Origin of the sequence: Neptuniibacter sp. SY11_33 (genome assembly GCF_047778025.1) — a bacterium.
Taxonomy (GTDB): domain Bacteria; phylum Pseudomonadota; class Gammaproteobacteria; order Pseudomonadales; family Balneatricaceae; genus Neptuniibacter.
In genome coordinates this window covers 3013309-3032370 of record NZ_CP180543.1, presented here as the reverse complement: position 1 = coordinate 3032370, position 19062 = coordinate 3013309, and the positions used below count along the sequence as shown (strand labels likewise).

Genomic DNA, 19062 nt, shown 5'->3' with positions numbered 1-19062 from the left:
ATTGTGTGCGTATGGTTGTTTCTCTGGCGAGATAGGGAAGGTGTTTATGTTTCAAGATATGAATAAAAAGATCTCGGATTCGATGGGTCCGTTCAAAGAGTTGGTTAATATTCAAACCAAGATGCTTGAAGAGCTTACTCGCCAGCAAATGGAGTGCACAAAGTCTTGTATTGAGGCGACCATTCAGCAGACAAAAGAGATGCAAAAGTGTCAGTCACCAAGTGATTTGATGGAGCTGCAGCGTAGCTACGCGAAAGAACTTGAAGATACGCTCAAGGCGGCAAGCGAACAGAATATGAAAGCGTTACAAGAGGCTCGCACTGAAATTGAAGATGTAGCTCAGCATACATTCGACGCTTTTAATAAGTAATTTTAAACTACCTAAAAAGCAGCCTAGGGCTGCTTTTTTTGTTTTATCTGGAAAGAAAAATGAGTGCTTCAATCGGTTTGTTTTATGGCTCCACTACGGGAAATACTGAAAGTGTAGCAGAGCTAATTACTGAACATCTTGGTCAAGATAAAGTCCATCGTATCGATATTGCTGCTGACGGTATCGAGAGCGTTTCTGAATATGAACATCTCATTCTTGGAATCTCTACTTGGGACTTTGGTGAGTTGCAGGAAGATTGGGCTGACCTATGGGAGCAGTTGGATGCCGTAGCGGTTGCAGGTAAAAGCTGTGCCCTGTTTGGTTTAGGTGACCAGATTGGTTACAGCGAATGGTTCTTAGATGCGATGGGTCTATTGCACGAAAGGTTGCAGAGTAAAGGTGCCCAGATGGTTGGTTATTGGCCTGTTGAGGGCTATAACTTTGAAGCGTCTAAAGCGCTAACGCCAGATCATCAGCAGTTTGTCGGCCTTGCGATTGATGAAGATTGTCAGCGTTCAGAAACTGAAGAGCGTGTTACTACTTGGTGTCAGCAAATCCGAAAAGAGTTCGACCTGTAGTCTTATCGTTGTTATCAAATCCGCGCTAACTAATCAGGCTAAACAAGTAGTGTTATGCGCTGATTTTCGGTAAAATACCGCCCTTTTTTAAACTGCCGGCTATAGATTCTATACCATGGAAATTAACCCGATTCTTAACAACCTCAAAGATATTACAGTGCGTACTGAAGCACTTCGTGGCTTTCTTGATTACGAAGGCAAAAAAGAGCGCCTGGAAGAGGTCACTCGTGAACTGGAAGACCCTGCAGTTTGGGATAATCCAGAAAATGCGCAGCAATTGGGTAAAGAGCGTTCTACGCTTGAGGCTGTGGTAAACACAATCGACGAACTGACAGCGGGTGTTGATGATACACGTGATCTGTTAGATATGGCTGTTGAAGAAGATGACGAAGATACAGTCGCAGAAGTCGAAAGTGATGTTAATAGCATGCTGGATAAACTGCAGACGCTTGAATTCCGTCGTATGTTCTCTGGTGAAGCCGATCCAAACAACGCCTTCCTAGATATCCAAGCGGGTTCTGGTGGTACTGAGGCCCAAGATTGGGCTGAAATGATGCTACGTATGTACCTGCGTTGGGGCGAAGATAAAGGCTTCAAAACTGAGCTATTGGAATGCTCTGCGGGCGATGTTGCAGGTATCAAGTCTGCGACGATTAGTTTCCAAGGGGAGTACGCTTTTGGTTGGTTGCGCACCGAAACTGGTGTTCACCGTCTAGTACGTAAATCACCATTCGATTCCGGTGGTCGTCGTCATACATCTTTCTCTTCTGTATTTGTATCTCCAGAGATTGATGACAACGTTGAAATTGAGATCAACCCAGCAGACCTACGAGTCGATGTTTACCGTGCATCGGGTGCTGGTGGTCAGCACGTCAACCGTACGGAATCTGCGGTACGTATTACGCACGAACCTTCCGGCATCGTAGTACAAAGCCAGGCGCAGCGTTCTCAGCACCAGAACAAAGACACCTGTATGAAACAGCTTCGCGCTAAGCTATATGAAGTTGAGATGCTTAAGCGTTCAGAAGCGGCGCAGGAGCAAGAAGACAATAAAGCGGATATTGGCTGGGGCAGTCAGATTCGTTCTTATGTGTTGGATGATCAGCGCATTAAAGATCTGCGTACAAACGTTCAGAGCTCGAACTGTGACAAAGTACTGGACGGCGATCTGGATCTATTTATCGAAGCTAGCCTTAAAGCTGGCCTGTAAAGAATTTATTAACTTAAAGGTTTACCACACCGATGTCTGATAACACTCAGAAGCAAGATGAAAACCGCCTGATTGCGGAGCGCCGTGAAAAGCTAAACGCGCTACGTGATGAAGGTAATGCATTCCCAAATAACTTCCGTCGCGATAGCTATGCTGAAGACCTTCAGGCTCAGTACGGCGATAAATCGAAGGAAGAGTTGGCTGAAGCAGGCATCAAGGTAAGCATTGCGGGTCGTGTAATGCTAAACCGTGGTGCTTTTGGTGTTATTCAGGATATGACTGGTCGTATCCAGTTTTATGTAAACAAAGAAGCACGTAAGTTTGCTAAAAGCTTGGATCTTGGTGATATCGTAGGTATCACAGGTGAACTGCATAAATCTGGTAAAGGCGATCTATATGTAGATATGGGCGAATACCAGTTGCTAACGAAAAACTTGCGTCCTTTGCCTGATAAGCACAAAGGTCTGCAGGACACTGAGATCCGTTACCGTCAGCGTTATGTTGATCTGATTACGAACGAAGATTCTCGTAAGGTATTTGAGACACGCTCTAAGATTGTGTCTGGTATCCGTAACTACCTGACTGAGCGTCGCTTTATCGAAGCAGAAACGCCTATGTTGCAGGTGATTCCAGGTGGTGCGACAGCACGTCCGTTTATCACGCATCACAACGCGCTAGATCGCGATATGTATCTGCGTATTGCGCCTGAGCTATATCTGAAACGTTTGGTAGTCGGCGGTTTTGAGCGTGTATTCGAGATCAACCGTAACTTCCGTAACGAAGGCCTTTCTACGCGTCACAACCCAGAATTCACAATGATCGAATTCTATCAGGCGTATGCGGATTACAACGATCTGATGGATCTAACAGAAGATATGCTGCGTACTGTTGCGCAGGATGTTTTGGGTACAACAACAATCATCAATACAGTACGTAATGATGAAGGTGAAGTGCTGGAAACATTTGAATATGATTTGGAAAAACCATTCCGTCGTATAAGCGTGTTCGACTCTATTCTTCACTACAACGATGACATCACTGCTGAAGCATTAGCAGATGAAACTGCTGCACGTCAGATTGCAGAGCGCATGGACATCGATGTTAAAGATAGCTGGGGCTTAGGTAAGGTTCAGATTGAGATCTTCGAAAAGACTGTAGAGCACCGTTTGGATCAGCCTACATTCATCACTGAATACCCAGCTGAAGTGTCTCCGCTTGCACGTCGTAATGATGCAAATCCTTTCATTACTGATCGTTTCGAGTTCTTCGTAGGTGGTCGTGAGCTTGCTAACGGCTTCTCGGAGTTGAATGACTCTGAAGACCAAGCTGAGCGTTTCCGTGCGCAAGTAGCTGAAAAAGATGCGGGTGATGATGAAGCGATGCACTACGATGGTGACTATATCAACGCGTTGGAGTACGGCTTACCACCAACGGCTGGTGAAGGTATTGGTATCGACCGTTTGGTGATGCTATTTACTGACTCTCCATCTATCCGTGACGTGATCCTGTTCCCAGCGATGCGCCCGCGCGGTTAAGTTCAGAACTATTTTCATACTAAAAGCCCTCATTTGAGGGCTTTTTTGTATATAGCTAAACCTATGGTTGTTCTATATCGTTAGGTAAAAAAGGAAGAGATACTGTGGCGATAAACTGGTTATTCCCAACAGAAAAACGCTCTATACCGGCTAAGCGCTGGTTGGGTATAAGTTTGCGAACAATTCATCTCGTTGGTATTGCGGGTTTGGCTGGAGCCTATCTTTTTCAGCAGCCGGAGAGTAGTTGGTACCCTTATCTGCTTATGACTCTTGTTAGTGGTTTTCTAATGGCCGCTATGGAAGTGTATGGTGATGGTATTTGGTTGATTCAGCTCAGAGGTACTGCTATCGGTATTAAGTTGCTGCTTTTATCCACCGTATTTTGGTGGTTTGAACAGCCAAATGCTTATATCTATTTTCTAGCAATTATCATCTCTGGCATTGTATCTCATGCTCCTGGAAAGTTACGGTACTATTCCATTTGGCATCGTAGAGTTGTTACAGAGCCCGTTGAGTTAAGTTCTAATGAAGTAAAAAATTGTGGTGGTTGATACATATGGCACTTGAAAACGCACCAAGCTGGCAAGCTGTTTTGGCTGAGCAATTTCAGATGCCTTATATGCTAGCCCTTGACGAGTTCCTTAAAGAGCAAAAAACTCAGCGTAAAATTATCTACCCTCATTCAGATAATTGGTTTCATGCTTTAGAAACAACGCCATTGGATGACGTTAAAGTCGTGATTTTGGGGCAGGACCCTTACCATCAACCCGGTCAAGCTCATGGGTTGTGCTTTTCGGTGATGCCTGGGGTCAAAGTGCCTCCCTCTCTTGTGAATATCTATAAAGAGCTAGAGAGTGATTTAGGGCTTCCTCGACCGGATCATGGTTATTTGGAATCTTGGGCTCATCAAGGGGTTTTGCTACTCAATAGTGTGCTCACGGTTGAACAGAGCAATGCGGGGGCTCATCAAAGTAAAGGCTGGGAAACGTTTACCGATCAAATTATCCAAGCTGTAAACCAACATTGCGACAATGTCGTGTTTCTACTTTGGGGGAGTTACGCACAGAAGAAAGGGGCCTGTATTGATCAGGCTAGACACCTTGTTTTAAAAGCGCCTCACCCATCACCTTTATCTGCTCATCGAGGGTTCTTAGGCTGTCAGCATTTTAGCCAAACCAATCAGTATCTGCAGCAGCACGGTAAAGTGCCTATCGATTGGCGGCTTCCATCTCTCTAGGTTCTACCGATAGCGGCAATTCAGACTGCGTCACTGGGCTTGGGGTAAAGTAGCAATGCTGACCTCGCCCGCGCTTTTTGCTTTCATACATTGCTACATCGGCCCAATGTAATAAGCCTTCAAAGTCTGTAGCGTCTTTCGGAGCAAAAGCAGTACCTGCGCTACAGCGTATATGTAGTGCTGCAGGGGTATCGACAATTGGGTGATCCAGACGTTCATGGATACGTTCCATAATATGGTCCAAAGCTTCCTGTGCTTCAAAAATGCTGTCGGCTTGAATCAGTAAAATAAACTCGTCGCCGGCAAGACGGGCTAAAATATCATCTTCACGAAGGATTTGATTAATAGCGGTAGTGAAGTTTGTGAGAACTTTGTCCCCAACGTTATGACCATACTCGTCATTAATAGGTTTGAAGAAATCTAGATCGATAAAGGTAAGGGATAAGGCACTCTGTTTTCTTTGTGCTCGACTGATCGCTTGTTTGGTAATGGCCTCAAGCATTTTACGATTGGGTAGGCCAGTTAGCTGATCAGTATGGGCTAGCTCTTGTAGGCGTCTATTTTGCTCGGATATTTGGGTGTTGGCTAAAGCTAGCTTTTGCATATAGCGAGTTCGGTTATCGGTAAAGCGGCGTACTGAATACCCCGATATTAACGTCATGGCGACGATAGCTAAGAGCAGTAAAGCGAGGAGGGAGTTTTGAGCTGTGTCCTCATAGCTGATACGCATTTTGAGCGAGCTTTCTAGCGCATTCGCTTTCTGCATTATCTCTAGAAAAATCTTATCTTGGCGCTGTTCTTCTACTGTTCCTGCGTGCGTCCCTTCTAGGTTGATATATCTTTGATCGATTGACTTACGGAGTTGCTGTAGCCTGTAAACTAGCCGATTGGCTTGAAGTCTAAGCTCTTTGTACTCTAGTGGTTGGTAAATATTCTGTTTGAGGGTTCCGCCATCCAAAATGGCGTTGGCGTACCATGTTGCCTGATCTAAGTGTGTGTAGACGGTGCCTACCGATACAGAAGGGTCACCCGCGGAGATCTCTTCAAACCAAAGATGGGCTTGCGCTACTTCTAGTTTGATCTCCATAGAGGCATCGAGCCAAGGAATGTATTTTTGCAGAGTGCTTTGAGCACTAAGGTGAATATAGAGGAGAAGAAGTAGGCACAGTGTGGCCGTTGCACCAGTAAGCAATAACGGTACTCTCGGACTGGTTGGTGCCGAAGTTGTCATCCCTGAGCCTCTCCCTAGGCCTTTTACGAAAGTTGTATGGGAGTGTCTCGTTTATTGCTTTCTGGGTCAACAGTTGTGTTCTATTTGTGCACCTTATTTGGGCTCAAATAGCTTTGGATCTAGCTCGTAAGGCAGTGTGGATAATTCCAGAGCTGCGTCTCCAACTTTAAGATCACCTTTCTCAGCTAGTGTTTTTACCAATACGGCCAATATGCGGTGACGGTTTTCGCCACAAGGTGCTGCAAGTACTATTTGGCCAGCATTAGGCTTGTCTGGGCTGCTTACTTGTTGGCCTGGTAGTGGTTGCTGATTCGTTGTTACTTCAGCAATGTACATAGGTTTTTTAAGCTGTCCGCGATGTTGAAGACGGGTAATGATTTCTTGGCCTGTATAGCAGCCCTTACGGAAGCTAACGCCGCCCAATGCTTGGAAATTAGTCATTTGAGGGATGAATGCTTCCTGTGTTTCTGCGCGAAGGTCAGGAATTGCTGCGTCGATTTCGCTCAGTATCCAGTCATCGGTTGAACCGATACCCACTTCGTCGGGAAGGTTTTGGATTAGTTCTACTAGGCCATTATCTTCCATCCAAATTTCGTAACGGTTGCCGGGTACACGAACAACAACGCCGTTACTTAGGCTGATAATGCTATCGTCTTCGGTCGGCGATTGTTCGAATAGCTGCTCAATCAGTGCTTGTGCGCCAGGGCCAGTTAGACCAATACCACTTACTTGTGCGCTGACATCTTCTGCTTCCGCTTTGGAAAAGATCATGTACTTTTTCAGGTTATTAGTAGCGCTTTCAAAAATATCATGGCTCATGCGCAACCAAACGTGATCTTCGCCTCGTTTAAGCATACGGAAAAGGCTAAGCATATGGCCCTTAATATTGCAGTGCGCGCCTAGAGCACTGCCGCGTGCGAAAACTTCTGAAACATCACAGGTCAGTTGGCCTTGAAGGAATTTTTCAGTATCCGGGCCTGCTATTGATAGAACGCGTTGATGTAGCAGCGGAATAATTTGTGTCGTTTTGGGTGTTGTACTGAGTACAGCTGTGTTGTCAGTATTGAGTTGAATATCTTTATCTTTTAATAATTCAATCAGATTGCTCATCGTACATTAATACCTAGACTGCGACTCTACACTCCTAGTGTATGCTAAATACAAACTGAGGACAGCAGACAAAGTTTATGGTTATTCAGAATAAAATCGACATCTCTGGCTAACCTTTGAAGTGCACCTTGGTCAGTTGAATTGAGGAAACAAGGTACACAAATACAACAGGATATATTTAAGCGTCGACTTTCTTCGCTATCATTTTTCCGAGTTCTACTGGGCTTTCTGCTGCTAGTTCTTCTGCCCAAGAGATCTGCTCTTTGCCAAATAGCAGAACAACTGTTGAGCCGAGTTTAAAGCGTCCCATCTCTTCGCCTTTCTCCAAAATAATTGGCTCAGGTGAGGTTGGGCTGAAACTTGCGTGAACAGGGCGTCTTAGCGCAGGAGCTTCCTGCCCTGACCAAACTGTTTCGATGCCAGCCACAATCATTGCACCGACTAACACCATGGCCATAGGGCCATATTCAGTGTCGAAGTAAGCAACTAGGCGTTCATTACGTGCAAACAATTGATCTACGCCTTCAGCTGTTGTCTGGTTTACGGAAAACAGATCTCCAGGAACATAGGTGGTATGAGTTAGCGTACCCTTAACAGGCATGTGCACTCGGTGATAATCCCTAGGGGAGAGATAGATGGTCGCAAATTCGCCATCAATAAAATCTTTTGCTCTTTCTTGATCGCCACCTAATAGCGTTGCTAAACCATACCCACGGCCTTTTGCTTGAAAGATACGACCATGTTCAATCTTGCCTAGCTGGCTAATTGCGCCATCTGCTGGGCTAGCGATATTAGCTGCATCCCTATCGATGGTACGTGCACCGTCTTTTAATTCACGGGTGAAGAAAGCATTGAAACTAGGGTAATTAGTTGGAATCTCTTCACGAGCTTCCGTCATGTTGATTTGATACTTCTTGGCGAACCATTTAATAAATGTGTTTTTTACCCAAGGCGTTTGGCAGTCTGCAATCTTGCCTACCAAGCGTGATAACAAATGCTGAGGCACGATATGTTGAAATAAAATAAACAGACGGTCAGTAAAGCTTTTCATTATTTCTCCACAGGAGTGTTTGGAAGATTACCCCATTCGAACCACGAGCCATCGTAGCAGCGAATGTTTTTAAATCCGAGGTGTTTAGCAACCCAGTAAGTTAGGCCTGAGCGGCGGTGAGTTTGGCAGTGGGTGATAATAGTGTTTTCAGGATTAATCCCTGCATCTACCAGTAAGGATAACAATTCCTCTTTGGGTTTTAGGCGGAGATCGGAATCGCTTATTAAGCAGTCAGTCCATTCGAAATGTTTAGCGCCTGGAATATGGCCACCTTTTTGAGCATTGATGACCTTTTCACCGCTGTATTCTGCAGCGCTGCGTGCATCCCAGATAGTGCAGTTAGCATCATCTAAGTGCGTAAGAATATAATCCGCATCAGCAAGCAAAGAGTCGTCGTAGTTGATCTCGTGGTTGCTTGGTGACGGTAGGTTCTTTTGCTGTTCAATTGCTAATCCTGCTTGTTTCCAGGCGTCGAATTGGCCATTTAATACAGAACAGTTTAGGTGGCCTAATATGTTTAAGGTCCACATGAAGCGGCCAGCCCAAGGGCCTTTTTGATCATCGTACACTACAACCCATGTATCAGGTGTGATACCCAACTCATTATAAAGCGTAGCGAGTTTTTCTTTGCTTGGAACCGTATTTGGAACAGGTTTTTCACCATTTAACAGGCGACTTGACGCTAAGTGAATGGCGCCTGGAATATGGCCAGCTAGATAGTTCTCTTCGCTGGAAAGATCAATTACCAGTACCTGTGGATCGTCGAGATGCTGGTGTAAAGTGTGCGCCTCAACGCTTAAAGGTAAATTCATTCAGTCACTCCAAAAGAAAGGGCTGGTCAAAGATAATATTGGGATTGTTGCCACTTATTCAAGCGTGCTGATATACCGGTCTTATTTAAGCATCTTTTTGAGGCTTAAAGTGGCGGCTGAGCAGAGATAGCGGAATCGCTCATGGTGGAAATCACTGATTTCAGGGCCGTGACTACCGTAATCGGCATGAATGATCGCAATTGGCTTCTTGCCAAAGAATAAAGACATCAACAGGAAACCATTTGGGTTACCCCAGCTACGATAGACCTCTGGCAACATCTGATTCATTTTGTCGATGTTTTCAGGCTTCACCCAAATGCATCCAGGTTTTTCTCTCAGCTTTTTAAATAGGCTTGGTATTTCCAAATCGTATTGGAATGTCGACATCGGATGTTTGTCTTCAAACCCAACGGCAAACGCTGTTTTCATGCTGTTTGTCTTTGGATTGACGAGAAACATGCATACCCGTTCAAAGCCTAAGCCACGGTTAGTACCTTGAATTAACCCCTGAAGGATATGTTTAGGCTGCGTATAAAGATCGTAACCTTTTAAGAACCTTTCAGCGATTTGATCGTAAATGTTTTGATCCTGAAAATCGGGCTTAGCAGGCAGGCTTATTTCGGTCTCAACGATCTCTTCAGGCTCAGGCGTCGGTTGCGGAACTTCTATTTGAGGTTTTGTTACTTCCGGTAAACTTGCCGACAGTATTTGGCTCTCTTTTTCGGATAGGCGGTAATTAATCTGTTTTTCCGACGGGAGCATGATCATCTCGGCTGCAGGAGCCAGAGTGCCTGCTACATGGTACATAGAGGATGCGTGAGCGCAGTTCTTATGCAGCATGTTAATGGTGTCAGCGATCTCGCCTTTAAGATAATCGTTAATGATATCGATTATCTTCATGGTTTTGGTCTGTTGCCAGCCGAGGTTGGCTGTTAAAGCGATCCAGTTTGCGAGTTTTACAGGGAAGAACTTTTCTTGTACCAAATGATTGATTTCACGAAGGTCTTCATCGCTTAGGCGAGGATCTCCTAATGCGCGCTGGTGAAGCTGCGCTAAGGTTTTTTTGTTAGGCGATGTTTCATGTTCCAAGCTGATCGATGCTAATTCAGAAATGCCCCAGTGTTCGATCAAACCATGAGAAATCTCTTGAATTGTACAGCCTAATACATCCGTTTCCGCTAGAACAACATCGGTGCGCTCTTCTCTGAGTTTTACTTGGATCTCACTCATATGCAGAGCCGCATGCTGCCAAAGCATCCAATGGCCTACACCGTAAAACAGGGCTGCAAGATGAGTTTCTTCAACAAAAGGCGCTCGACGCACTTCTAACCAGTTGGAGGCTTGTGTTGCTGCATGGTGGCTTACGGCGATGTAACGAAAGTACATCTTCTGAGCAACGCTAGATGGGTTTAGCTTGAGTGATTTTGTGCTTTTTAAAACCGCTTCAATATTATCTAAGCCAAGAGAGTTTATGGCGTGATCAATACTGGTTACTTTGGAATCGACTTTATTATGCAGTTCGGACGCCTTTCTAACCATATGTAAGCATAAGACCGGGTCTGATTTAATGATCCGGTTCAGAGTTTGAATGGTTACGTTTGTATCTCGTAACTGTTTTTGCAGACGACGAAGAACACTGTTTCTGACAGGTAATGGGCGGTCTTTTAGGTACTCAACCCAATTCTCCACTCCGTATGGGGACTCTGACATCTGTTCTCCGCCTGATTCCAATATTGATACTATGGACCAAAATTAACTATTTTGCTCTTCAATAGAACAAAGAATATGTTTGTAGCTCTTCCAGCGATATTCGCTGATAGTACCATCTTCTACGGCCGACTTTAGTGCACAGCCGGGTTCTTTTTCATGCTTACAATCGCGAAAACGGCACAACCCAGCTAAAGGCTGTAACTCTTTGAAACCATTGATAACATCATCAGGTTCAATATGCCACAAGCCAAACTCCCTAATCCCTGGAGAATCGATTAAGTCACCGCCATCTGGGAAGTGGAATAATCGTGCTGTTGTAGTAGTGTGTCGGCCTTTCTTTGTTTGAGTTGAGAGTGAGCCTACTTTTAAATCAACGCCAGGCAGTAACACATTTATTAAAGATGATTTACCTACACCTGATTGCCCAACAAACACACTGATACGATTGTCGAGATAACCCTTTAGATCAGCTAAGCCTTCTTCACTAGAACTCGATGCAAGTAGAACGGTATAACCGATATCTCTATAACGTTGCAGCATTGCGTCAATCTCGGCGCGATTGACGTCGTTTAGTAGGTCGGTTTTGTTTAATAAAATAACCGGCTCTATACCGCTTAATTCTGCTGCCACTAAGTAGCGATCAATAAGATTGGCGTAAGGTGTTGGTTCAACCGCTACAGTGATAACAATAAAATCGATATTTGCGGCTACAGGTTTCATGTCGCCGTATGGGTTGGGGCGCAGTAGCTCACTTTTACGCTCTAGCTTAGCTACGACTACGCCAGTATCTTTGCCTTCGCGCCAGATAACCCTATCGCCGGTGACCAACTGACCTAAATTGGTACGCATATGACACCGAATGATCTCACCTTGGTTGTCACCTTCGGTCGCTTCGACATCTACGGTGCGACCAAAATGAGAGATGATTAGACCGTGTTGCTCGGGGCCAAGGTCGCTGCTATCCAATTGCTGTTCGATCGCGGCATCTTTTTTAGATGCGCGAGCGGCACGTTCGTCTTGGATTTTCTGGATACGCCAGCTTTGGCGGCGAGTTAATTTACGTTTTGCCATAATGAGTTAGCTGCGTTTTAAAGCGCGAGTGCTAATAGTCTCCGTTAATATCGAAGCAAGATGTTAGAAGGTAGGGTATTCTAAGGGAAAGTCAAAGAACCTGCGAATTAAGTCCGCTATTCAGTGACATAGGTAGGTGAAAACGTCATTTTTGGAGGTAATAAGGTGGTAAGTAAGGAAAATCTGATCTGGATTGATCTAGAGATGACCGGGTTGGAGCCAAAAACAGATGTCATTATCGAGATTGCAACCATTGTCACTGATTCTGACCTGAACATCTTAGCGGAAGGGCCAATGTTAGCAATTCATCAAACTGATGAAATCTTGGACGGCATGGATGAGTGGTGTACCAATCAGCATGGGAAGTCAGGGCTGACTCAGCGTGTTAAAGATAGTCAGGTGACGGAAGCGCAGGCGGAAGCGCAGACAGTTGAATTTTTAAAACAGTATCTGGAAGCAGGTGCTTCGCCAATGTGCGGAAATAGCATTGGTCAGGATCGACGTTTCCTGAATAAATATATGCCTGAGCTAGAGGCATTCTTCCATTACCGAAATCTTGATGTGAGCTCTTTAAAAGAGCTGGCGAAACGTTGGAAGCCAGAAGTCGCCAAAGGCGTTGTGAAAAAAGGGTCTCATCTGGCGCTAGACGATATTAAAGACTCAATTGAAGAGCTTAAATACTATCGCGAGCACTTTATTAAGCTGGATTAAAACTGAATCTTCTTACGGCGAGGGTGGGTCTGAATAGGAAGGATCTGCGCAGCAGTTCTACTTTCTAGTTGCTTTAGGGCCCACTCAACGTGCTCGCGAACAATATCAGATTCGTGAGTACGCTTGCTTTCTAAAGCTTCAATCACATATTGGCCACCGTTACTGTTTCCTAGTGCTACAGCAATGTTTCTTAGCCAGCCGATATGCCCTGTTCTTCTGATTGCCGAGCCTTCGGTTTTTTTCAAAAACTCTTCTTCTGACCAAGTAAAAAGATTTACTAATTCGATATCATCTAATTTTTGTCGAGGGTGAAAGTCGCTTTCTTGGGTGAAATCCGAAAAACGATTCCAAGGGCAGATTAACTGGCAATCATCGCAGCCAAAGATTCTGTTGCCCATCAGAGGGCGTAACTCTTCAGGAATCGAGCCGCTCAGCTCAATGGTGAGATAAGATATACAGCGACGTGCGTCTAAAACATGAGGTTGTGGAAACGCCTTGGTTGGGCATACGTCCAAACAAGCTGTACATTTACCGCAATGGTCTTCTGTTACGGGTTCATCTATTGGTAATGGTAGGTCGATTAATAGCTCTCCAAGAAAGAATAATGACCCAGCTTCACGGTTTAAAATTAGAGTATGTTTGCCACGCCAACCAATACCCGCTTTTTTAGCTAAAGGTCTTTCCAAAATGGGAGCGCTATCCACGAACGCTCGGTAGACCGATTCGCCGACTTCCTGCTCAATTCGTTTGCCGAGCTGAGTCAATCGTTTCCTAATCAGTTTGTGATAATCTCGGCCCAAAGTGTAGCGCGATACATAGGCTTTATTGTTATCGTCGAGGATTTTTGTGATCTTGGTTTCGGGAGGTAGATAATCCATGCGAACACAGATGATACGTTGCGCCTCGGGTACTAAACTATTAGCAGAGAAACGTTTATCTAGATGGTTCTCTAGGTATGCCATCTCTCCATGGAAACCGTTGCTAAGCCATTGTTCGTAATGCGCTTGTTCTTGGCTTAAATCGCAGTCGGTGATTCCACATTGCTGAAAGCCAAGTTCCTTTGCCCAAGTTTTGATCTGTTGGGCTAACGCTTCCAGAGATTTAGTTGGCATATCTGTCATGGTGTCTGCTTGCCTAAATAGGCACAGGTTCCTCTATAATGGCAGAAAATCACAGGAGTTCGCAGAGCAGATGTCCATAAACAGAGCTGTCTTACCTGCACCATTATACACTGCCGAACAAACTCGGGTGTTGGATAATACCGCAATTACTCAGTTTGGTATTCCGGGTATTCGCTTAATGCAGCGAGCAGGACATGCTGTGTTTGCTGAAATACTCGATCGTTTCCCGAACATTGAGTCATTAAGTATTGTTTGCGGCGCAGGCAACAATGGCGGTGATGGCTTTGTGGTAGCAGCCCTAGCTATCAATAAAGGTTTACAGGTGCAGTTGGTCTGCGTAGGAAAAGCCGAATTCCCCACTCAGCTTGGTGGTGAGGCGCTAGAAGCATGGGAAAAACTGCAGTCCGTTATTGGAAGAATAGAGGTGACATCTGCAGGTGCAGAACTATGGGGCGATCTTATTGTTGATGCACTGTTGGGTACAGGGCTGACGGGTGAAGTTAGAGAACCCTTTGTAGGCATGATCAGGCAGATCAATCGCAGTAATAAACCAATATTCGCCGTTGATATACCCTCAGGTATTTGTGCTGATACCGGTGCTGTTTTAGGTGTAGCTGTTCGAGCAGATATTACATTGAGCTTTATAGGGCTTAAGCGTGGTTTGTTTACCTCCGAAGGGGTGAATTATCGTGGCCAGATTCTATTTGATGACTTAAAAGTGCCTGATGAGGTTTATGACCTAGTTACGGTAGATGTTTTTCGAACCACGGAGAGTGATTTAGCTGAGCTTCTGCCAGCAAGGGAGCGTAATGCCCATAAAGGTAAGTTTGGTCATCTGTTGGTGATTGGCGGTAATTCCGGCATGGGTGGGGCGGCCCTTTTAGCTTCTCAGGCAGCGATGCGAAGTGGGTCTGGATTAGTGTCTTTGGCGACCCGTTCAGAGCATGTGACCGCCTCGTTAACACGTTCCCCTGAAGTCATGGTGCATGCTGTTGATTCAACGGGACACTTATTACCTTTGTTGGATCGTGCGGATGTGATTGTCATAGGGCCGGGTCTTGGGCAAAATGCGTGGTCCGATCAGATGTTACGTGCTGCGCTAGCAACCGAAAAGCCTTTGGTTTTAGATGCTGATGCGCTGAATTTAATTGTTGAGAAGGCGTTGTTTACCCAGCTGAATCAGAAAAAATGGATCTGTACCCCTCATCCGGGTGAAGCATCCAGAATCATGGATAAGTCTGTAGCTGAGTTAGAAGCTGATCGTTTCGCATCCGTTGAGCGTTTACAGAAAATTTGTGGTGGTAGCGTTGTTTTAAAAGGTGCTGGTTCATTGGTCAGCGCTGGTGAAGTGATTTATCTTTGTGACGCCGGTAATCCAGGTATGGCGGTTGCTGGGATGGGAGATGTATTGTCGGGTATTTGTGGAGCGCTTCTAGCTCAAGGTTTATCACCTGAAAATGCCGCTCGTTTAGCGGTGTTGATTCATGCTAAAGCCGCCGACTACGTTGTGAAACAACAGGGTGAAATAGGTTTAATCGCATCAGATCTGTTTGATGCAATTCCAAGAGTAATAAATAGTAAGTATGAGTAATCAGTATCAAGTAAAACTATCCGATGAAGAGGCGATGATCGCATTCGGCCATAAAATTGCGAATGCAGCAGCGGGTAGAGGTGTTATTTTCCTGTTAGGTGACTTAGGTATGGGTAAAACAACCCTAAGCCGAGGTATTCTTCGTGGTTGTGGTCATCAAGGTTCGGTTAAGAGTCCGACCTATACGCTGGTGGAGCCTTATGAAGTAGGCGAACAGCAGATTTATCACTTTGATTTATATCGTTTGTCGGACCCTGAAGAATTGGAATTTCTAGGTATTCGTGATTATTTTGAAGATAAGGCATTATGTTTAGTTGAATGGCCAGAAAGAGGGCAAGGTATTTTGCCTGAGGCTGATTTGTTGTTGCAGATTGAGCTTGATGGTCGCGGACGACAATTAACTTGGACACCACAGTCTGAATTAGGCCAGCAGATGGCCGATAAGTTATTGTAAGCGACTGAAGAGAAGTAAGAAGGGGCTAAGCTTAAGCACTATGCGAATGAGCGGTTTCCGGCATGTTTTTGCTGGATTATTAGGTTGTTTGATTTTTATCTGTAGCGCGATTACTCATGCTGCGGATGTTAAAAATGTGCGTATCTGGTTAGCACCGGATCATGCTCGTCTTGTATTTGATATGAGCGGTCCGGCATCACATAAAGTATTTACGCTCGATAAGCCTGATCGAATAGTGCTTGATATCGAAAAGGCATCGTTAAAAGCTGGGCTGGATAAGCTTGGTTTAGATAAAAGCCCGGTTAAAAAAATTCGTTCCGGTAAAAACGGTCAAACCCTCCGTCTAGTATTGGATCTCAAAAGGGCGGTTCGCCCCAAGAGCTTTGAATTAAAACCAAATCAAAAATACGGTCACCGACTCGTCTTAGATCTTTACGAAAAGTCTTCGCTTAAAACAGTTAAGAAAACGGCCAAGCCTAAAGCGGTCGCTGGGCGTGATATTGTGATCGCTATCGACGCAGGTCATGGTGGTGATGACCCCGGGGCAATTGGGCCAGGCGGGGTTCGAGAAAAAGATGTTGTACTTGCGATCGCTAAAGAACTAAAACGACGTTTAGACGCCACCCCTGGTTACAAAGGTAAGCTAACACGTACGAGTGATTACTATGTAAGTTTACGCGGTCGAACGAAAGCGGCCCGTAAGCATAATGCTGATCTTTTTGTCTCTATACATGCGGATGCCTTTAAAGATGCACGTGCTCGAGGCGCTTCGGTTTGGGTTTTATCGTCCCGTGGTGCAAGTAGTGAAATGGGTCGTTGGTTAGCGCGTAAAGAAAATAGTACCGATTTGATCGGCGGTGTAGGTAGCGTTAGCTTGGATGATAAAGATAATGTGTTGGCGAGTGTGTTGTTAGATATGTCGATGACTGCAAGTCGTGAAGACAGCCGTTCTATCGCCAAGCAGATCCACGGCAATATAAAGCGCTTCGCCAAAATGCATAAACCCCATGTAGAACAGGCTGGTTTTGTCGTCTTGAAATCGCCTGATATTCCATCGATTTTAGTTGAAACAGGGTTTATCTCTAATCCTGGCGAAGCAGCGAAGTTAAAGACCAAAAGTTATCAGAAGAAGATGGCAGGTGCTGTCTTTAAAGGGATTACTCAGCACTTTGAGCGTAAGCCACCTGCGCTAACATACATTGCGCAGCGAAGAGAAAAAGATAATCGTACATACAAAGTTGTTCGTGGTGATACGCTATCGGTGATTGCTTCTCGCAACGGTGTATCTCTGTCGTCATTGCGCAAAGAGAACAACTTGAAAAATGATCGAATTAAAATTGGTCAGGTCTTACGTATTCCAACCAGCTAGCCTCAGCAAAATCCAAAGGTAGATTAATGTCACGTATACAGCTTTTATCGCCGCGTTTGGCCAACCAAATTGCGGCGGGTGAAGTAGTTGAGCGCCCAGCTTCTGTTATCAAAGAGATTCTTGAAAATAGTTTGGATGCAGGAGCAGATAAAATAGACGTCGATATTGAACAGGGCGGCGTTAAGCTTATGCGAATTCGTGATAACGGTTTTGGTATTGAGAAAGATGACCTTTCTTTGGCACTTAGCCGACATGCCACTTCAAAAATTAAAGTGCTAGAAGACTTAGAGGCTGTTGGTAGTCTTGGCTTCCGTGGTGAGGCGCTAGCCAGTATCAGCTCGGTTTCACGTTTAACCTTGACCTCTAGACAGGCTGAGCAAAATAACGCTTGGCAGGTGCAAACGGAAGGGCGAGATATGGAGGCTCAACTTGAGCCGGCTGCTCATCCACAAGGTACAACGGTTGAAGTAAAAGATCTGTTTTTTAATACCCCAGCGCGTCGTAAATTTTTAAAAACGGAAAAAACTGAATTTCGTCATCTTGATGAAGTGGTAAAGCGTCTTGCATTGAGCCGCTTTGATGTTGCCTTTCAGTTGCGTCATAACGGTAAGGTTATACATCAGCTTCGACAGGCAGAGAGTGAATTAGAGCAAGAACGTCGCGTTGCCAGTATCTGTGGCTCAGCATTTATTGATAACGCATTGAAAGCAGATGTGGTAGCCGAAGCTTCGGGTCTGCGTTTGTGGGGATGGGTAGGACTCCCTACTTTCTCGCGTAGTCAGGCGGATCTGCAGTATTTCTTTGTAAATGGCCGAATGATTCGAGATAAAGTGGTTACACACGCAGTCAGGCAGGCTTATGCAGATGTGCTTTACCACGGTCGCCATCCAGCTTATGTGCTGTATCTTGAGCTTGATCCAGCATTGGTTGATGTTAACGTGCATCCGACTAAGCATGAGGTTCGCTTCCGCGAGAGCCGTTTAGTTCATGACTTCTTATTCCGGACTCTGCACCGTCTGATTGCGGATATGCGCCCGCAAGATCAAATACCGGAAGGCTCCGTGCCTGCAGTTGCTGAGTTACAGACTCAACAACAGCCAGTACAACAGAATTTCGAACAAAATCGCATGGCGTTTAGATCTGGCGTTAATAGTTCAGGTGGAAACGGTTACTCGGCACTTGCTTATCAGCCAACTTCAACGCCCTCTGGACCTCAGATCCAAGAGCAGATCAGTGGCTATGCTGCGCTTCACCCTCAGCCTGCAGCAACAGTCGATTCTGGTGTGTCTGCTGAATCCGAGGTAGAGCATGAGCAATGCCCGCCAATGGGTTATGCCATAGCACAGTTACATGGGGTGTACATTCTTGCTCAAAATGACCAAGGCTTGATTGTGGTAGATATGCATGCGGCCCATGAACGTATCGTTTATGAGCGCATGAAGCAGTCTTTTGAGCAGGATGTTGTACGTTCTCAACCGCTCTTGGTGCCGATGAGCCTTGCGGTAAGCCAGCGGGAAGCAGATTGTGCAGATGAGCAGTCCAATACGTTTAAGCGCTTAGGCTTTGAGTTAGCGCGCATGGGGGAAGAAACGATTGTTGTCCGACAAGTGCCGGTTTCTTTGGCTAAAGGCAATATCGAGCAACTGATCCGTGATGTGCTTTCCGATATGTTGGTGTATGGCGAAAGTAAGCGCATTGAACAACATATCAATGAACTGTTGGGAACCATGGCGTGCCATGGTGCGGTCAGAGCAAATCGCCAATTAACCTTGCCAGAGATGAATGCCTTGTTAAGGGATATGGAGCAAACCGAGCGAAGTGGTCAGTGTAACCATGGTCGACCAACTTGGAGCCAGATGACTATGGCTGATCTTGATAAATTATTTATGCGTGGCCAGTAG

General features: G+C 45.3%; 18 protein-coding genes. 11 read left to right on the top strand and 7 right to left on the bottom strand.

Translation table 11 applies throughout. The annotated features are described in order from the left end of the window. The first annotated feature begins 46 nt into the window (after positions 1-46). The 6 genes from ACMXYV_RS14325 (at position 47) to ung (ending at position 4930) form a co-directional block, all read left to right on the top strand. Complete coding sequence (locus ACMXYV_RS14325) at positions 47-370, top strand: phasin family protein (RefSeq protein WP_415889133.1); 324 nt, start codon at positions 47-49, stop codon at positions 368-370. A gap of 59 nt (positions 371-429) precedes the next feature. Continuing rightward, positions 430-948, top strand: coding sequence for a flavodoxin FldB (fldB, locus tag ACMXYV_RS14320; protein WP_415889132.1), 519 nt, complete (start codon positions 430-432; stop codon positions 946-948). A gap of 115 nt (positions 949-1063) precedes the next feature. Further along, positions 1064-2158: a peptide chain release factor 2 gene (gene prfB, locus ACMXYV_RS14315; protein ID WP_415889130.1), complete on the top strand. Its 1095-nt coding sequence runs from the start codon at positions 1064-1066 to the stop codon at positions 2156-2158. Positions 2159-2190: 32 nt separating this feature from the next. Beyond that, a complete protein-coding gene (gene lysS, locus ACMXYV_RS14310) occupies positions 2191-3693 on the top strand; it encodes a lysine--tRNA ligase (protein ID WP_415889128.1) in 1503 nt (500 codons plus the stop codon). 104 nt (positions 3694-3797) lie between these two features. Next, entirely contained in the window at positions 3798-4244 is a 447-nt protein-coding gene (locus ACMXYV_RS14305) for a hypothetical protein (RefSeq protein WP_415889127.1), read from the top strand. A 5-nt stretch (positions 4245-4249) separates the two neighbouring features. Further along, positions 4250-4930: a uracil-DNA glycosylase gene (gene ung / locus ACMXYV_RS14300; protein WP_415889126.1), complete on the top strand. Its 681-nt coding sequence runs from the start codon at positions 4250-4252 to the stop codon at positions 4928-4930. Here the strand turns inward: ung and ACMXYV_RS14295 are convergent. The 6 genes from ACMXYV_RS14295 to rsgA form a co-directional block, all read right to left on the bottom strand. Next, on the bottom strand, positions 4902-6161 hold the full coding sequence (locus ACMXYV_RS14295) for a GGDEF domain-containing protein (RefSeq protein ID WP_415889125.1): 1260 nt from the start codon (positions 6159-6161) through the stop codon (positions 4902-4904). The genes ung and ACMXYV_RS14295 overlap by 29 nt on opposite strands. A gap of 93 nt (positions 6162-6254) precedes the next feature. Then, positions 6255-7271: a YgfZ/GcvT domain-containing protein gene (locus ACMXYV_RS14290; protein ID WP_415889124.1), complete on the bottom strand. Its 1017-nt coding sequence runs from the start codon at positions 7269-7271 to the stop codon at positions 6255-6257. 178 nt (positions 7272-7449) lie between these two features. Next, positions 7450-8322, bottom strand: coding sequence for an archaetidylserine decarboxylase (asd, locus tag ACMXYV_RS14285; RefSeq protein WP_415889123.1), 873 nt, complete (start codon positions 8320-8322; stop codon positions 7450-7452). Then, positions 8322-9134: a sulfurtransferase gene (locus ACMXYV_RS14280; protein WP_415889121.1), complete on the bottom strand. Its 813-nt coding sequence runs from the start codon at positions 9132-9134 to the stop codon at positions 8322-8324. Before ACMXYV_RS14280 ends, asd begins: the two co-directional genes overlap by 1 nt. An 81-nt stretch (positions 9135-9215) precedes the next feature. After that, complete coding sequence (locus ACMXYV_RS14275; protein WP_415889120.1) at positions 9216-10844, bottom strand: HDOD domain-containing protein; 1629 nt, start codon at positions 10842-10844, stop codon at positions 9216-9218. Between the two features lie 42 nt (positions 10845-10886). Continuing rightward, entirely contained in the window at positions 10887-11915 is a 1029-nt protein-coding gene (gene rsgA, locus ACMXYV_RS14270) for a small ribosomal subunit biogenesis GTPase RsgA (protein ID WP_415889119.1), read from the bottom strand. A 204-nt stretch (positions 11916-12119) separates the two neighbouring features. Here rsgA and orn point away from each other — a divergent pair, with 204 nt between their 5' ends. After that, positions 12120-12626 carry an oligoribonuclease gene (orn, locus tag ACMXYV_RS14265; RefSeq protein ID WP_415891453.1) on the top strand — a complete coding sequence of 169 codons (507 nt, stop codon included), beginning with the start codon at positions 12120-12122 and terminating at the stop codon, positions 12624-12626. Here orn and queG read toward each other — a convergent pair. Then, the gene (gene queG / locus ACMXYV_RS14260) at positions 12623-13747 is read right to left on the bottom strand and encodes a tRNA epoxyqueuosine(34) reductase QueG (protein WP_415889118.1); all 1125 of its coding nucleotides are present in this window, start codon (positions 13745-13747) and stop codon (positions 12623-12625) included. The two genes, orn and queG, sit on opposite strands and share 4 nt — an antisense overlap. Positions 13748-13817: 70 nt before the next feature. On the opposite strand from queG, the gene ACMXYV_RS14255 reads away from it, so the two are divergent. The 4 genes from ACMXYV_RS14255 to mutL are packed head-to-tail and all read left to right on the top strand — an operon-like array spanning position 13818 to position 19062. After that, complete coding sequence (locus tag ACMXYV_RS14255; RefSeq protein ID WP_415889117.1) at positions 13818-15338, top strand: NAD(P)H-hydrate dehydratase; 1521 nt, start codon at positions 13818-13820, stop codon at positions 15336-15338. Beyond that, positions 15331-15792, top strand: a complete 462-nt coding sequence (gene tsaE / locus ACMXYV_RS14250) for a tRNA (adenosine(37)-N6)-threonylcarbamoyltransferase complex ATPase subunit type 1 TsaE (RefSeq protein ID WP_415889116.1) — start codon at positions 15331-15333, stop codon at positions 15790-15792. Before ACMXYV_RS14255 ends, tsaE begins: the two co-directional genes overlap by 8 nt. A 46-nt stretch (positions 15793-15838) precedes the next feature. Further along, a complete protein-coding gene (locus tag ACMXYV_RS14245; protein WP_415889115.1) occupies positions 15839-17161 on the top strand; it encodes an N-acetylmuramoyl-L-alanine amidase in 1323 nt (440 codons plus the stop codon). A gap of 26 nt (positions 17162-17187) precedes the next feature. Then, positions 17188-19062 (top strand): DNA mismatch repair endonuclease MutL, encoded by a 1875-nt coding sequence (gene mutL, locus ACMXYV_RS14240; RefSeq protein WP_415889114.1) that lies wholly within the window; start codon positions 17188-17190, stop codon positions 19060-19062.

Bases quoted from the DNA above. Each gene is read 5' to 3' on its own strand.
- ACMXYV_RS14325 (WP_415889133.1), top strand. From the start codon at position 47: ATGTTTCAAGATATGAATAAAAAGATCTCGGATTCGATGGGTCCGTTC.
- mutL (WP_415889114.1), top strand. From the start codon at position 17,188: ATGTCACGTATACAGCTTTTATCGCCGCGTTTGGCCAACCAAATTGCG.
- rsgA (WP_415889119.1), bottom strand. From the start codon at position 11,915: ATGGCAAAACGTAAATTAACTCGCCGCCAAAGCTGGCGTATCCAGAAA.
- lysS (WP_415889128.1), top strand. From the start codon at position 2,191: ATGTCTGATAACACTCAGAAGCAAGATGAAAACCGCCTGATTGCGGAG.
- ACMXYV_RS14275 (WP_415889120.1), bottom strand. From the start codon at position 10,844: ATGTCAGAGTCCCCATACGGAGTGGAGAATTGGGTTGAGTACCTAAAA.
- tsaE (WP_415889116.1), top strand. From the start codon at position 15,331: ATGAGTAATCAGTATCAAGTAAAACTATCCGATGAAGAGGCGATGATC.
- ACMXYV_RS14290 (WP_415889124.1), bottom strand. From the start codon at position 7,271: ATGAGCAATCTGATTGAATTATTAAAAGATAAAGATATTCAACTCAAT.
- ACMXYV_RS14245 (WP_415889115.1), top strand. From the start codon at position 15,839: ATGAGCGGTTTCCGGCATGTTTTTGCTGGATTATTAGGTTGTTTGATT.
- queG (WP_415889118.1), bottom strand. From the start codon at position 13,747: ATGACAGATATGCCAACTAAATCTCTGGAAGCGTTAGCCCAACAGATC.
- fldB (WP_415889132.1), top strand. From the start codon at position 430: ATGAGTGCTTCAATCGGTTTGTTTTATGGCTCCACTACGGGAAATACT.
- ACMXYV_RS14280 (WP_415889121.1), bottom strand. From the start codon at position 9,134: ATGAATTTACCTTTAAGCGTTGAGGCGCACACTTTACACCAGCATCTC.
- orn (WP_415891453.1), top strand. From the start codon at position 12,120: ATGACCGGGTTGGAGCCAAAAACAGATGTCATTATCGAGATTGCAACC.
- asd (WP_415889123.1), bottom strand. From the start codon at position 8,322: ATGAAAAGCTTTACTGACCGTCTGTTTATTTTATTTCAACATATCGTG.
- ACMXYV_RS14295 (WP_415889125.1), bottom strand. From the start codon at position 6,161: ATGACAACTTCGGCACCAACCAGTCCGAGAGTACCGTTATTGCTTACT.
- ung (WP_415889126.1), top strand. From the start codon at position 4,250: ATGGCACTTGAAAACGCACCAAGCTGGCAAGCTGTTTTGGCTGAGCAA.
- ACMXYV_RS14255 (WP_415889117.1), top strand. From the start codon at position 13,818: ATGTCCATAAACAGAGCTGTCTTACCTGCACCATTATACACTGCCGAA.
- prfB (WP_415889130.1), top strand. From the start codon at position 1,064: ATGGAAATTAACCCGATTCTTAACAACCTCAAAGATATTACAGTGCGT.